This is a genomic window from Rhodococcus sp. IEGM 1241 (assembly GCF_033142365.1).
Classification (GTDB): Bacteria; Actinomycetota; Actinomycetes; order Mycobacteriales; family Mycobacteriaceae; genus Rhodococcus_F; species Rhodococcus_F erythropolis.
Map to the genome: position 1 here is coordinate 167,735 of NZ_JAWLSE010000005.1, position 13,800 is coordinate 181,534.

Consider the following 13,800-nt stretch of genomic DNA (forward strand, 5'->3'; position numbering starts at 1 on the left):
GCTGTGAAGATCTTCGAGATACGTGAAGTGGATTCGGATTCCCCGGAGAAGTACATCTCGAGGATCGTGCCTGTGGCGTCAGGCTTCAGAGTGAACCCGCTCGTGTAGTTCATGCCGTGGGAGTTGGCTTTGAGGGTGTCGTGAAAATCCCGTTTCTAGGCGGTCGCGCGCTTTGCGGCTTCACTCAACGTCGGTGTGATCTGGCCGAGGACCCAAGGCGTGCTCAGGACGTTGACGTTGCTCAGTCCGCCGATGACGCGGGTGTCGCTGAGGAATGCGGTGGATCCGCGTTTGACCGCGTCGAGTCCACCGACTGCGGGTATGCCGGACGGATCACCGGAGCCGTCGGTGAAGCCGACGATCACGTCGGCGTCGATGTCGGCGATGTTCTCGTAGGAGATCGTCTTGAAGAACGATCCACCTGCATTGTCCGCGGCGAGCTTCTCGACGCCCGGCGCGTTGACGAATCCGAGTTCCGTCAGCACCTGGACCCGCGGGTCGGTGGGCAGATAGACGTTGATGTTGCTCGAATCGGTATCGAAGTTGACCACTGCCAATGTCTTTCCGGCGAACTCCGGGTGGGCTGCGGCGGTATCGGCGAGAGTCGCGTCGAGGCCGTCGACGAGCTTCTCGGCCTCTTCGCTCTTGCCGACTGCCTTGCCGACGATGCGGGTCTGGTCCTGCCAGGACGTCTGCCACGCTGCGCCGGGATAAGCGGCCGTCGGTGCGATCTTGCTCAGTTGGTTGTAGACGGATTCCTCGAAGCCCTCGTACGGCGCCAGGATGACGTCGGGGGTCAACGACGCGATGGACTCGATCGGCGGTTCTCCGCTGGCCGGCATGTCGAAGAGCGTTGTCTTGTCCGCGTCGAAGTAGTCCTGGGCCCAGGGCATGACGCCGTTGTCGTCCGCACCGTAGGTGTACTTGGGCTGTCCGACCGGAGTCAGATCGAGTGCGTACAGGATGTCCTGCGCGTTCCATCCGAGGGTGACGAGGCGCTCGGGCTTCGAGTCGATGGTCGTGGTGCCGAAGGTGTTCTCGATGCTGACGGGGAATCCGTCCGTACCTTGGGATGTCGTGGATGTGCCTGAATCCGAGGAGCACGAGACAAGTGCGGTGACCGCGATTGCAGCCGCACCGAGGGCAGTGAAGCCCCGAAGAGAAGTTTTCATGAAGGGCAGCCTAACCTACTGTATTTCGGCAGCCAAACGAAACCGATTGTGCCGTTTATGCAGGTGGGGGTCGGATCTGGACCGCGTTTCTCAGGGCGCCGTTTCGGTGGGCGATACTTTCCTCGTGCGATCTCAGCAGAAGATTCTCGGCGCCGCCCTCGGACTGATCGAAGGTGGCGGATTCGAGGCTGTGAACATTGCCGCAGTTGCCACCGCGGCCGGTGTCTCGCGCCAGACGGTGTACTCGATTTTCGGCACACGTGAAGAGGTCGTCTCCCAGGCGATGGGCGGTCTCGCTGTCGAGGTTCTCGGGGAGATCACGGCACAGGTGGAGTCGGTCGACACGGCGTACGACTACGTCGTCGAATTCATCGTTGCCGCGCGAACTGCCGTGCGTGCTCACCCGGTGCTCGCGACTCTGCTCCTCGCCGAGCGGGGAAACCCTGTCTTCGATCTCGAAATGATGAGTCGAGCAATACCTTTCGCTGGTCAGATGCTCGCCCCTATGGTCGAACGTGGCCTCGCCACGGAGGCGGAGTTGGATGAGATAGTGGAAATTGCCGTGCGACTGGGGCTTTCGGTTGTTGCATTCGACAGTGACCTCGTCCATTCCGATGATTCCTTGCGGGCCTTTCTCTCGAGGTGGCTCGGGCCCGCAATCCGGTCGACCTCGTAGTTCCTCGCCTGCTCCGCCAAAACCTTGACACTCGAGCGTCAGAGTGTCTAGTTTTGGCGTGCCCGGAATTCTCTGGCGACATTCTTCGAGGGAGCACCAGTCATGTCCGGAGTGAAACGTAGATCGTTCTTGGCCGGTACGGCCGCCGTGGGAGTCGCGATGATGGCGCCACGCACTGCCAAGGCTGCAACAGGGATTCCGCTGACACGTGAAGTGCACCGTGTCGTGGTTATCGGTTCGGGGTTCGGTGGAGGGGTGACGGCACTTCGCTTGGCCGAGGCCGGGGTTCCGGTCACCCTGCTGGAGAGAGGGATTCGGTGGCAGACCGGGCCGAATGCCGAAACTTTTCCGCATCCCGCCAGTCCGGACAAGCGTATCCTCTGGCATCAGTCCAACCCGACTCTGTTCGGCAGGCCGGCGATCTTCGAGCCGTACGCGGGTTTGTTGGAGACGGTGACCGGTGAGAACATGACCGCGATCTGCGCAGCCGGTGTGGGCGGCGGATCGCTTGTGTATCAAGGGATGACGCTGCAACCGGAAGAAGCGGTCTTCAACACGCACTTTCCGGAGGAGCTCGATTACGCACGAATGGACCGCGTCCATTACCCGCGGGTGGCGCGGATGTTGCAAGTGGAAACTGCACCCGACGAACTGATTTCCAGCCCGAACTACGAGGCGGCACGTGTATTCGCGCGTAACGCAACGCGTTCCGGTCTACCGGTGTCGAAAATTCCGATGCCGATCGACTGGAACTACGCGTTGGCCGAACTGCGGGGTGAGATGAAGCCGTCGTACACCAACGGTGACGGCGCGCTCGGTGTCAACAACGGGGGCAAGCATTCGGTGGATGTCACCTACATTGCGGCTGCGGAAGCGACCGGATTGGTGAATGTGGAGACTCTGCACCAGGTCACCGATGTCGAGCGGGCGGCCGACGGACGGTGGCGTGTGTACGTGGACCGGACCGACATTTCCGGCAAGATTCTCGAGAACAAGATTTTGACGACGGATGCGCTCGTGATGGCTGCCGGCAGCATGAACACCACCAAACTCCTGGTCCGCGCCGCGGCAACGGGGCGGATCACGGATCTGCCCGACGAACTCGGCGCGGGGTGGGGGACCAATGCCGACCGGATCTACATCTGGTCGGATCTCGCGGAGAATTTCGGTGCGACACAGGGCGGGCCGGTCGTCTACGGCAGCCGGAACTGGGACGACCCGCATAACGCGTTCACCGTCATTCAGGCGTCGTTCCCGCCGGTGGCGTTCGACGCTCACAGCACGGTGATGGTCGGATTCGGGGTCAGCAGCGACCGAGGTCGGTTCGTGTACGACTCAGCGCGAGGCGAGGCGGTGCTCCGTTGGCCGAGGGATGGCGACTCTGCGATCCAGCAAGGCCACATCGGACCTGCGGCCCAGCGGATCGCGGCAGGAGGACTGCTCACCGACACCAACGCGTTACTGCCGTCCACCTGGCATCCCCTTGGCGGTGCCTGCATGAACTCGGTGTGCGATCTTGATGGTCGGGTTCTGGGCCAGCGGGGGTTGTACGTGCTCGACGGAGCTCTGTTGCCGGGGAACTCCGCTGCGTGCAATCCGTCGATGACTATCGCCGCCGTCGCGGAGCGTGCGCTCGAGAACATCGTGAAAGACGATGTGGGAACCCTATTCTGAACCTGCGCAAACGCCACGGACGGCGTACCCGACGGCACGCCGTCCGTGACGGGTCGATCGACTGACTCAGACGCTGGCAACACCAGGCGCGAGGAAGCGCTTGCCGTTGACAGCCTCGGAGGTACCGGTCCGGTCCAGGTACGGCGTGATGCCGCCGTTCCAGAATCCGAACCCGCCGCCGAGCAGCAGGCAGAGGTCGATGTCCTCGGCTGCCGCTACGACGCCCTCGTCGAGCATGATCTGAATTTCCTCGGCAAACGCACGACGTGTGCGCTCGAGGACCTCTTCCGAAGTGGACACCTTGTCACCCTGCGGCCACAGTGCGGCGACCTCGGGATCGACGGCCTGACCGTTCTCGCCCCAGGTCCACACGCCGGGCTTGCGAGCCTCGACGAGTGCTTCGAGTCCAGGTGAGCTCTTGAACCGGTCCGGGTAGGACTCCTGCAGGGTCTCACCGGTGTGCAGAGCCACTGCGGGTCCGACGAGGGCCAGCAAGGTGAACGGCGACATGGGCATGCCGAGTTCGGCGATGGCATTGTCCGCGACGTCGAAGGGGGTGCCTTCGTCGACGGCGGACATGACCTCACCCAAGGTGCGGGTGACGAGGCGGTTGAAGACGAAGCCTGCCTTGTCGCCGCAGAGGACGGCGGACTTCTTCAGGGATTTCGCGGTGGCGAAAGCCGTTGCGAGAGTGGCATCGTCGGTCTTGCTGCCCTTGATGATCTCGAGGAGGGGAAGAACGGCAACCGGGTTGAAGAAGTGGAAGCCGACCACACGCTCGGGATGCTCGAGGCCGGACGCCATCTCCGTGATGGAGAGTGAAGACGTGTTGGTGGCGAGGATGGTTTCGGGAGCGATGAACTGCTCGAGTTCCGCGAAGACCTTCTTCTTGACGTCCATGTTCTCGAAGACGGCTTCGATGACGAAGTCGGTCTTGGCGAACGCGGCCTTGTCGAGGGAACCGGAGACGAGCGCCTTGAGGCGGTTCGCAGCGTCGGGGGACAGGCGCCCCTTGCCCTGGAGCTTCTCGATTTCGGTGTGGACGTAACCGACACCCTTGTCGATGCGCTCCTGGTCGATGTCGGTCAGGATGACCGGCACCTTGAGCTGGCGGACGAAGAGCAGCGCGAGCTGGCTGGCCATGAGACCGGCACCGACGATGCCGACGCCGCTGACCTTGCGGGCGAGCGAGCGGTCGGGTGCTCCGGCGGGGCGCTTGGCGCGCTTGTTCACCAGATCGAAGGCGTACAGACCTGCACGGAGTTCGTCGGTCAGGAGGAGATCGGCAAGAGCCTCGTCCTCGGCCGCGAAGCCCTTGTCGAGCGAAGCGGCATCGGTGATGTCGGTACTGCGAGCCAGTTCGAGCAGCTCGACGGCCTTGACGGCGCCGGGAGCGTTGCCCTTGGTCTTGCCGTCGACGATCGCCTTCGCACGAGCGATCGCGTCGTCCCAGCCCTGGCCACGATCGATCTCGGGGCGAGCGGGGGTCACTGTGCCGGCGAGGACCTGCGACGCCCAGGCGAGGGACTGCTCGATGAAGTCGGCAGAATCGAGAACGACGTCGACGACGCCGAGTTCGAGTGCCTTCTTGGGGGAGAGCACCTTGTTCTGGTTCAGCGAGTTCTCGATCACCACGGTGACGGCGTTCGACGGGCCGACGAGGTTGGGGAGCAACTGCGTTCCGCCCCAACCGGGGACCAGGCCGAGGAATGCTTCCGGAAGACCCAGTGCGCCCGCATTGGCGGCAACCGTGCGGTAGTGGCTGTGCAGGCCGACCTCGAGGCCGCCACCCAGAGCGACACCGTTGATGAAGGCGAACGTGGGAACGGACGACTCACGCAGGCGTCGGAACACCTTGTGACCCAAGCGGCCCAGCTCGAGTCCCTGCTCGCGAGAGGTGATCGCGGGAACACCCTTGAGGTCCGCGCCGGCGGCGAAGATGAACGGCTTGCCGGTGACGGCGATGGCAACCGGGTTGGCTGCGAAGGCTTCGTCGAGGGCGGCGTCGAATGCTGCGAGTCCGCCGGGACCGAAGGACGACGGCTTGGTGTGGTCGAAGCCGTTGTCGAGGGTGATCAGTGCAAACGGGCCCTCGATGCCGGGGACCGAGATGATCTTCGTGTAGGCGTTCGTCACGACCTCGTCGGCGAATGCTGTTGCAATATCAGACATTTAGTTAACCCCTGCCTGGTAGTCAGCGTGGTTCGGGTTCTCCCAGATGACGGTGCCGCCCATGCCGAGTCCGATGCACATGGTGGTCAAGCCGTAGCGCACGTCGGGACGCGTCGCGAACTGGCGGGAGAGCTGCGTCATCAGGCGAACGCCCGAGGAAGCGAGGGGGTGGCCACACGCGATGGCGCCGCCCCACTGGTTGACGCGCGGGTCGTCGTCGGCGATTCCGTAGTGCTCGAGGAACGCGAGGACCTGAACGGCGAACGCCTCGTTGATCTCGAAGAGTCCGATGTCCTCGATCTTCAGGCCGGTGCGTGCCAGGAGCTTCTCGGTGGCGGGAACCGGGCCGATGCCCATGACGGCGGGGTCGACGCCCTGGTAGGCGAAGCCCACCATGCGCATGCCGACCGGCAGGCCGAGCTCGGCTGCGGTGTCCTCACCGGCGAGCAGTGCTGCGGTGGCGCCGTCGTTGAGTCCGGCGGCGTTACCGGCGGTGATGCGTCCGGCCGGGCGGAACGGCGTCTTGAGCTTCGCGAGATCTTCGACGGTGGTTCCGGGGCGCGGCGGCTCGTCTTCGGTGGCCAGACCCCAGCCTGCGGAACTGCGGGTGGCGACGGGGACCAGGGTGTCGGCGATGAAGCCGGCCTTCTTGGCAGCGTCGTACTTGTTCTGGCTGTTGACGGCGTAGGCGTCCGTGCGGTCCTTGGTGATGGTCGGGAACCGGTCGTGCAGGTTCTCGGCGGTGTTACCCATCACGAGGGCGCTCGGGTCGACCAGGCGGTCGGCGAGGAAGCGCGGGTTGGGGTCTGCGCCCTCACCCATCGGGTGGTGGCCCATGTGCTCGACGCCACCGGCGATCACGACGTCGTACTGGCCGAAGCCGATGCCCGACGCGGTGGTGGTGACGGCGGTCATCGCGCCGGCACACATGCGGTCGATGGCGAATCCGGGAACGGTTTCGGGGAGACCGGCGAGGATCGCAGCGGTGCGGCCGATGGTCAGGCCCTGGTCACCGGTCTGCGTGGTGGCTGCGACAGCCACTTCGTCGATCCGTGCGGGATCGAGCTGCGGGTTACGGCGAAGCAGCTCACGAATCGCCTTGACGACGAGATCGTCTGCGCGCGTGTCGGCGTACATGCCTTTCGGGCCGGCCTTGCCGAACGGGGTGCGAATGCCGTCGACGAAGACGACGTTGCGTTGGTTGTTTGTGGATGGAGCCACGCGAATTCCTCCTGATGGAGCTGCCCACCACTCCGAAGTGCGGTGAGACGTTGGTTCGGCGATCACGGCCAGGCGTCCGGCCTCGTATCGAGCGTACTACTGCCCATTACTGACCGGTAACTTAACGTGCCGAATTGCTCCAACCTCACACCGGGGTCAGGTCAGGATTCAGGCTCCTCCGCTTCGGGCTCGGCCGGGACCACGGAGTTCAGTGCCTCGGCGAGGACGGGGACCGTCAAAGTGCGTTGCCAGCCACGTGCGCCACCGGAAGTGAGCTTGGTCTCGATTGCGGTCTCGACCTCGGCGATGTCGGAGTCGGGTTCCAACTTCCAGTCCCAGCACAGGCGCCTGACCAGGTCGGGTTGGAGCAGATTCTCCACGGGCACTGACACGTCCTTGCTCAGGTCCGACAGTGCGGCCCGAGCCGCCGTCAGTCGGTCGGCCGCCGCCGGGTCCTGGCGAGCCCAGCGGCCGGCGGCAGGGGGTCCGACGATCGGCGGGGTCTTCGGCGGAAGCTCGCTGTCCGGGAGCCTGCGCGCAGCTTCCAGTGCGTCCATCCAGACACGCGAATACCGGCGTTGACGTGGTCCGCCGAACACGGGAAGCGAACGGAGCGCATCCAGCGACTGAGGATCTTTGAGGGCGGCATCGATGATGGCGGAGTCAGGGAGAACCCGGCTCGGCGACACGTCGCGCTTGCGTGCGAGATCCTCACGCGCCTGCCACAGCGCCCGTACTGCCGCCAACTGCCGAGTGGTCTTGAGCGAGGTGATGTGCGATGTACGACGCCAACGGTCGGGCTTGGGCTTGGGCGGGCCGGCCAGACGGATGTACTCGAACTCCTCCTTCGCCCACTCGAGCTTGCCCTGGGATTCGAGTTCGGCTTCCATGGCGTCGCGCAGTTCGAGAAGCACTTCGACGTCGAGGGCGGCGTAGTTCAACCAGGCGTCCGGCAGCGGACGTGTCGACCAGTCCGCGGCCCCGTGACCTTTGCGAAGTTCCACCCGAAGGGTTCGTTCCACTATCGCGGCGAGTCCGACTCGTTCGAACCCGGCCAGTCGACCGGCCAGTTCGGTGTCGAACAGCTCGGCCGGTGTCAGGCCCAGTTCGGCGAGGCCGGGGAGATCCTGATCGGCCGAGTGCAGCACCCATTGCAACGGGTTGATCGCCTCGGCCAACGGCTGCAGGTCCTGCGCTGTCGGGATCGGGTCGAGCAGGAACGATCCCGCTCCTTCGCGTCGGAGCTGGATCAGGTACGCCCGTGCCGAATAACGGAATCCGGATGCCCGCTCGGCGTCCACGGCGAGCGGGCCGTGGCCGGAGGCCAGCGCGGCCGCGGCGTCGGCGACACCGGCGGCAGTGGTGATGACGTCCGGAACTCCGTCACGCGGAACGAGCAGCGGAACTACGTCGGAGGTGGGCTCGGTTGCATCATCGGTGACTTCGGACATGGTCACTGACTCTACGTCGCAGTCGGGGCCGGGGTTGTCACCTCAGCGTCGAACAGTTCGTCGAGTGCGGCTCCGAAACCTTGCGCGAGCTGGTCCAATTCGGGTGCCAGATCGGAGCAACTGACGATGCCGACGTCGAGTTTTCCGTCGAGTGACATCACCGTCACGTTGAGTCCTGCCCCGTGAAAGATCGGGCCGAGCGGGAACATTCCCTTGATCTGGGCGCCGAGGAAGTAGAGCGGGACCGGCGGCCCGGGCACGTTCGAGACGACCAGGTTGGACACGACGGGGTGACGCTCGGCGAGTTTGAGCGACGAGTACACCCGCATGGCGGCGCCGAACACCGCTGGTGATGCGAACTGGGACCAGTCCTGGAGCATGTTCGCACCCAGAGCCTCGTTGTGGTTCTTCGAGGTGGCGTTGTAATCGCTGATCGCGTGCAGACGCTCGACCGGATCGCCGATCTGGGTGCCCAGCTGCGTGAACATGCCCGAGATCTGGTTTGTGCCCGGCCGATCGGATTTACCGTGGACCGATACGGGGACCATCGCGACGAGGGAGTCCTCCGGCAGCTCGTCGCGGTCCTCGAGGTAGGTCCGCAAAGCACCCGCGCACAGCGCGAGAACCACATCGTTGACCTTCACGCCGTGACGGTCTTTGACGGCTTTGACCTTCGCGAGATCGAGCTGGCTGAAGGCGACGTTGCGGTGACCGGTGATAGCGCCGTTGAACGAGGTCCGCGGCGCGGTGAACGGAGCAGGCATCGCTTCACCCTTTCGTGCACGCGTCACCCACTTGGGGAGCATCGCGATTCCGCCGGGGACCAGACGGGCAATTCTTGCGGGTCGGGCGATGACGGCCATGAGTCCGCCGATGGCGATGTCCAGCGTTCCCGCGTCGCCCGCACCCTGTGCGGTGGGATCCACGAGCGCCGGTGAATCCGGTTCGAGACTGCACAGCTGAGCGAGGATGTTCGCGCCGGTGACGCCGTCGGCAGCGCTGTGATGAATCTTCGACATGACGGCGATCTGTCCGTCGGCAAGTCCCTCGATGACCCACATCTCCCACAGTGGGCGGGAACGATCCAGCGGTTGGCTCGCGATGTGTCCGGCGAGTTCTGCCAGTTCCGCGTGTGTGCCCGGAGCAGGTACCGCGGTCCGGTGGCAGTGCCGCTCGATGTCGAAATCGTGATCGTCGACCCACACGGGGTAGTCGAGATTGAGGCGGGAATCTTTGAGTTTGCGCCGGAAGGTCGGCATCGTGGCCATCCGCGAGTCCAACTCGCGAAGCAGCTTCCGGTAGTCGTAACCGCCCGGAATGGTCGAGGGGTCGAGCAGTACGAGTCCACAAACGTGCAATAGCTGGGTCGGTGTTTCCAAGTAGAGGAAGGTCGCGTCGAGTCCGCTGAGACGTTGCATGACTCATTTTAGAACAGGTTCTAGTATTTTTCCGGGGGAATGCGTAAACGAGTAGTGGAGTTAGTCGCCCTGCCGCGACAGCGTGGTTATCCCGGCAGGCGGAAGTCCTGCCGCGTACGCGAGAACTTCACAGAAAGCCTCGACATGGTGAGCCAATTCCGATGACGTTGCAGTCCAGGATGCACGTAACTCGAGTTGGTGGGCTCGCGGCGGGCCCGCGATGTCGCCGTATCGCACGGAAGTTGTGGCTGTGACCGTACCGCCCAGGGCCACAAAAGGTTCCGGTCCGGCTTCGAGTGCGTCCACCAGCCAACTCCAGGCTACTTCGGGAAGTAGTGGATCCGCGGCGACGGCTTCGTCGAGATCGGCCTGGATGTAGGCCACCAACCGCATGGTGCCGTTCCATGCCTCGTCGCCGTCCGGATCGAACAACAGGATCAGGCGGCCGAAAGCGTCGCCTTCGGACTGCTCGGCCACGACGTCGGAGTCCGGGTGCAGAACCTCGGCTCCCACTGCGTGGCTGTACGGAGCGAGACGCTGCGGCGGACGGATGGGACCGACCTCTATCTCGGGCCGAACCCGCGCAGCGGTCATCGCCTCCACGGCGGCACGGAACTCGGCCGGGTCGGCTGTCGATCCGGATGTCGTCACAGGTCAGGACGTTAGTCGGGGATAAGGGCGGGTAGGTGGAGGCGCGCCGACCGAGTGTGGTTCGGGTGTGTGGCCGCTCACGAACCGCTCGGGTGTCCGATCCCGAGTGTGGGACATGGCAGCATTGAGTCGATCGAAGACACACGTTGGCGGAGAGCGCGAGGACTGATGAGCGGGTTGGACAACATGAATTCAGGCATGACCGGGTCGGCGGAATACAGCGCTCGGCGAGTTTTGCCCGACGCACCGTTGCTCGCCGCGGCGACCGGACGCACTCCGAGTCGACGGCCGGTGTGGTTCATGCGCCAGGCCGGACGTTCGTTGCCGGAGTATCGCGAGATCCGCGCGGGGATCGGCATGTTGGAGTCGTGTTTCGATCCGGCGCTGGTCTGTGAGATCACGATGCAGCCGGTGCGCCGTCACGACGTGGACGCGGCAATCCTGTTCTCGGACATCGTTGTTCCGCTCAAGGCTGCGGGAATCGATCTCGACATCGTTGCCGGCGTCGGACCGGTGGTTGCCAATCCGATTCGCTCCATCGCCGACGTCGCAGCCCTCCCGCGGTTGGTCCCCGAAGAGGTCGGGGCAATAGCGCAGGCCGTTCGACTTCTCACCACCGAGTTGGGCTCGACTCCGCTGATCGGCTTTGCCGGAGCGCCGTTCACCTTGGCGTCGTATCTGGTCGAGGGTGGTCCGAGCCGGAACCACGAGAAGACCAAGGCGCTCATGCACTCCGATCCGAAGACCTGGCACGCGTTGCTCGGAAGCCTGGCAGACACCACGATCTGCTTCCTGCAGACGCAGCTCAAGGCGGGTGTCGACGCGGTTCAGCTGTTCGACTCGTGGGCCGGCGCGCTCTCGCTGGCCGATTACCGGGAATTTGTTCTCCCACATTCCGAGCGGGTGTTTGCCGAGGTTGCAGCTGCCGGCGTTCCGCGTATCCACTTCGGTGTCGGAACCGGTGAACTTCTCGGCGCGATGGGGGAGGCAGGTGCCGACGTCGTGGGTGTCGACTGGCGGATTCCGCTCGACGTCGCGGCCGGTCGTGTCGGTCCGGGCAAGGCGCTGCAGGGCAATCTCGATCCCGCTGTACTGTTCGCGGGCCCCGAGGTGATCGATCGTGAGGTGCGCCGGATCGCCGCTGAAGGTGACCGCGCGATCGAAGCCGGTGCCATCGGCCACATCTTCAACCTCGGCCATGGAGTTCTTCCCGACACCGATCCCACGGCGATCACCTCGGCGGTGGAGCTGGTGCACTCGCTGTGACAACCACTCGGCCGTCGGTCGCGGTGATCGGAGGCGGAATCTCCGGTCTGGTTGCCGCGTACCGGCTTCGGCGCAGTCTGGGCTCCGTTGCCGACATCACGGTCGTCGACGACTCTCCGCGACTGGGCGGGAAGCTGCGAACGATTGATCTGGGTGGTGGCCCGATCGACATCGGCGCCGAGGCGTTCATCGCCCGTCGGCCCGAAGTCCCTGCCCTTCTCTCCGAGCTGGGACTGACCGATCAGATCGTTTACCCCGCGGGGTTGAGCCCGTTGATCTGGTCCCAGGGCTCACTGAATCGACTTCCTGCCGGAACCCTGATGGGAATCCCGGCATCGTCCGAGTCGGTGAGAGATCTAGTCGACGAGCAGACACTGTCGCGCATAGCTGCCGAACCAGGCGCTCCGTTCGAGTGGACCCGCGGTTCCGATTGCAGTGTTGCCGAACTGGTTTCAGGGCGATTCGGTGATCAGGTGGTCAGCCGATCGGTGGATCCCCTTCTCGGCGGGGTGTACTCGGGCCTGGCTGAGACCATCGGAGTGCGTGCAGCTTTGCCGACACTCGCTGCGGCGCTCGATGCGGGCGCTAAGAGCCTCACGGATGCAGTTGCAGCCGCAGTGCCGACACCTGCACCCGGACCAGTGTTCGGAGCGCTCAGGGACGGTTACGGCATCTTGCTCGATGCGCTGCGGCAGGCCGCCGACGCGACGTTCGTCCGCGGCGAGGCTTCCGGGTTACGCAGGGACGGGAAAGGTTGGAACGTCGATCCGCTCGGCAGCGTCGACGCGGTGATTCTGGCTGTTCCGGCGCCGCGCGCAGCGGTGCTGTTGGCCGGCGTCGATGCGGATATTGCGCGTATCGCGTCGCGGATCGAACTGGCGTCGTCCGCGGTGGTGGCGCTCCGCCTGCCCGGTCAGGTCGACCTTCCGCAGAATTCGGGGATCCTGGTTGCCACCGACGCTGACCTGACCGCGAAGGCGTTCACGCTGTCGAGCCGAAAGTGGACGCACCTCGCTGATCGCGGCGAGCATCTCGTTCGGGTGTCGTTCGGTCGATTCGGCGCATCGGAGATCGTCGACCGGCCGGATGGTGAACTGATCGAACTTGCGCGCGCCGATCTCGAGACCGTGACCGGAATCACCGAGGAGCCAGGAGCGAGCTTCGTACAGCGGTGGCACGGCGGTCTTCCCCAGTACTCCCCAGGTCACACGGAAATCGTGGCTGAAATCGAGTCCGGGATGACGCAGTTCGACGGCCTCGAAGTGGCCGGGTCGTGGCTGCACGGCGTCGGGGTTCCGGCGTGTGTCGCAGTCGGCACGACGGCGGCTACACGGATATTCGAGCGAGTGGCACGATAGACCCATGGCACGCCTTGATTTCGACAAACTGAACTCTGAAATCCGTTACCTCATGTTCTCCGTGTTCCAGGTGGAACCCGGTGTGCTGGGCGATGATCGGGAAGCTGCGGTCAAGGACGCCCGCTTGTTCTTCGAGGGTCTCGAAGACAAGGGCGTCGTGGTTCGCGGCATCTACGACGTCGCCGGCTTGCGCGCCGACGCGGACTTCATGATCTGGACCCACGCGGCCAGCATCGAGGAACTGCAGGCCGCTTACGCGGATTTCCGCCGCACCACCGTCCTCGGACAGGCCAGTGCTCCCATCTGGAGCAACTCGGCGGTGCACCGCCCCGCGGAGTTCAACAAGAGCCACGTGCCCTCGTTCATCGCGGGTGAGGATCCGGGCGACTACATCTGCGTTTACCCGTTCGTCCGCTCGTACGAGTGGTACCTGCTCCCCGACGAGGAGCGTCGCAAGATGCTCGCCGATCACGGTATGGCTGCTCGCTCGTACAAGGACGTTCGCGCCAACACGGTCCCGGCCTTCGCTCTGGGGGACTACGAGTGGATTCTTGCGTTCGAAGCGCCTGAGCTCATCCGTATCGTCGATCTGATGCGCGATCTGCGTGCCACCGAAGCTCGCTTGCACGTTCGCGAAGAGGTGCCGTTCTTCACCGGGCCGCGCGTGGACATCGAGAAGCTGGTCCTTTCCCTACCCTGATCTACTTCGAAAGTAGTTTCTGTGACAACTGCACCGAACCG

11 protein-coding genes are annotated in these 13,800 nt (G+C 64.3%); 5 read left to right on the forward strand and 6 right to left on the reverse strand.

The features are described from left to right. Positions 1 to 155: 155 nt before the first annotated feature. Positions 156 to 1,172, reverse strand: a complete 1,017-nt coding sequence (locus R4P70_RS22120; RefSeq protein WP_046378494.1) for an iron-siderophore ABC transporter substrate-binding protein — start codon at positions 1,170 to 1,172, stop codon at positions 156 to 158. 124 nt (positions 1,173 to 1,296) lie between these two features. Between R4P70_RS22120 and R4P70_RS22125 the strand changes: the two genes are divergently transcribed. Both R4P70_RS22125 and R4P70_RS22130 read left to right on the forward strand, forming a co-directional pair. Beyond that, positions 1,297 to 1,848, forward strand: coding sequence for a TetR/AcrR family transcriptional regulator (locus R4P70_RS22125; RefSeq protein WP_317831794.1), 552 nt, complete (start codon positions 1,297 to 1,299; stop codon positions 1,846 to 1,848). A gap of 102 nt (positions 1,849 to 1,950) precedes the next feature. Further along, on the forward strand, positions 1,951 to 3,522 hold the full coding sequence (locus tag R4P70_RS22130; RefSeq protein ID WP_080910839.1) for a GMC oxidoreductase: 1,572 nt from the start codon (positions 1,951 to 1,953) through the stop codon (positions 3,520 to 3,522). A 66-nt stretch (positions 3,523 to 3,588) separates the two neighbouring features. Here the strand turns inward: R4P70_RS22130 and R4P70_RS22135 are convergent, their stop codons facing one another. The 5 genes from R4P70_RS22135 to R4P70_RS22155 all read right to left on the reverse strand — a co-directional run bounded on the left by R4P70_RS22135 (position 3,589) and on the right by R4P70_RS22155 (position 10,435). Continuing rightward, positions 3,589 to 5,694 carry a 3-hydroxyacyl-CoA dehydrogenase NAD-binding domain-containing protein gene (locus tag R4P70_RS22135; protein ID WP_007732875.1) on the reverse strand — a complete coding sequence of 702 codons (2,106 nt, stop codon included), beginning with the start codon at positions 5,692 to 5,694 and terminating at the stop codon, positions 3,589 to 3,591. After that, positions 5,695 to 6,915, reverse strand: coding sequence for a thiolase family protein (locus R4P70_RS22140; protein ID WP_003942598.1), 1,221 nt, complete (start codon positions 6,913 to 6,915; stop codon positions 5,695 to 5,697). Between the two features lie 161 nt (positions 6,916 to 7,076). Next, complete coding sequence (locus R4P70_RS22145) at positions 7,077 to 8,366, reverse strand: ribonuclease D (protein ID WP_317831798.1); 1,290 nt, start codon at positions 8,364 to 8,366, stop codon at positions 7,077 to 7,079. Positions 8,367 to 8,377: 11 nt separating this feature from the next. Beyond that, positions 8,378 to 9,784, reverse strand: coding sequence for a WS/DGAT/MGAT family O-acyltransferase (locus R4P70_RS22150; protein WP_019748265.1), 1,407 nt, complete (start codon positions 9,782 to 9,784; stop codon positions 8,378 to 8,380). A 60-nt stretch (positions 9,785 to 9,844) separates the two neighbouring features. After that, a complete protein-coding gene (locus tag R4P70_RS22155) occupies positions 9,845 to 10,435 on the reverse strand; it encodes a DUF3000 domain-containing protein (protein ID WP_019748266.1) in 591 nt (196 codons plus the stop codon). 168 nt (positions 10,436 to 10,603) lie between these two features. Between R4P70_RS22155 and hemE the strand changes: the two genes are divergently transcribed. The 3 genes from hemE to hemQ are packed head-to-tail and all read left to right on the forward strand — an operon-like array spanning position 10,604 to position 13,759. Next, a complete protein-coding gene (hemE, locus tag R4P70_RS22160; RefSeq protein ID WP_021334677.1) occupies positions 10,604 to 11,701 on the forward strand; it encodes a uroporphyrinogen decarboxylase in 1,098 nt (365 codons plus the stop codon). Next, positions 11,698 to 13,059 (forward strand): protoporphyrinogen oxidase, encoded by a 1,362-nt coding sequence (locus R4P70_RS22165; protein WP_259119719.1) that lies wholly within the window; start codon positions 11,698 to 11,700, stop codon positions 13,057 to 13,059. Before hemE ends, R4P70_RS22165 begins: the two co-directional genes overlap by 4 nt. A gap of 4 nt (positions 13,060 to 13,063) precedes the next feature. Next, on the forward strand, positions 13,064 to 13,759 hold the full coding sequence (gene hemQ, locus R4P70_RS22170; protein WP_019748269.1) for a hydrogen peroxide-dependent heme synthase: 696 nt from the start codon (positions 13,064 to 13,066) through the stop codon (positions 13,757 to 13,759). Positions 13,760 to 13,800: the final 41 nt, after the last annotated feature.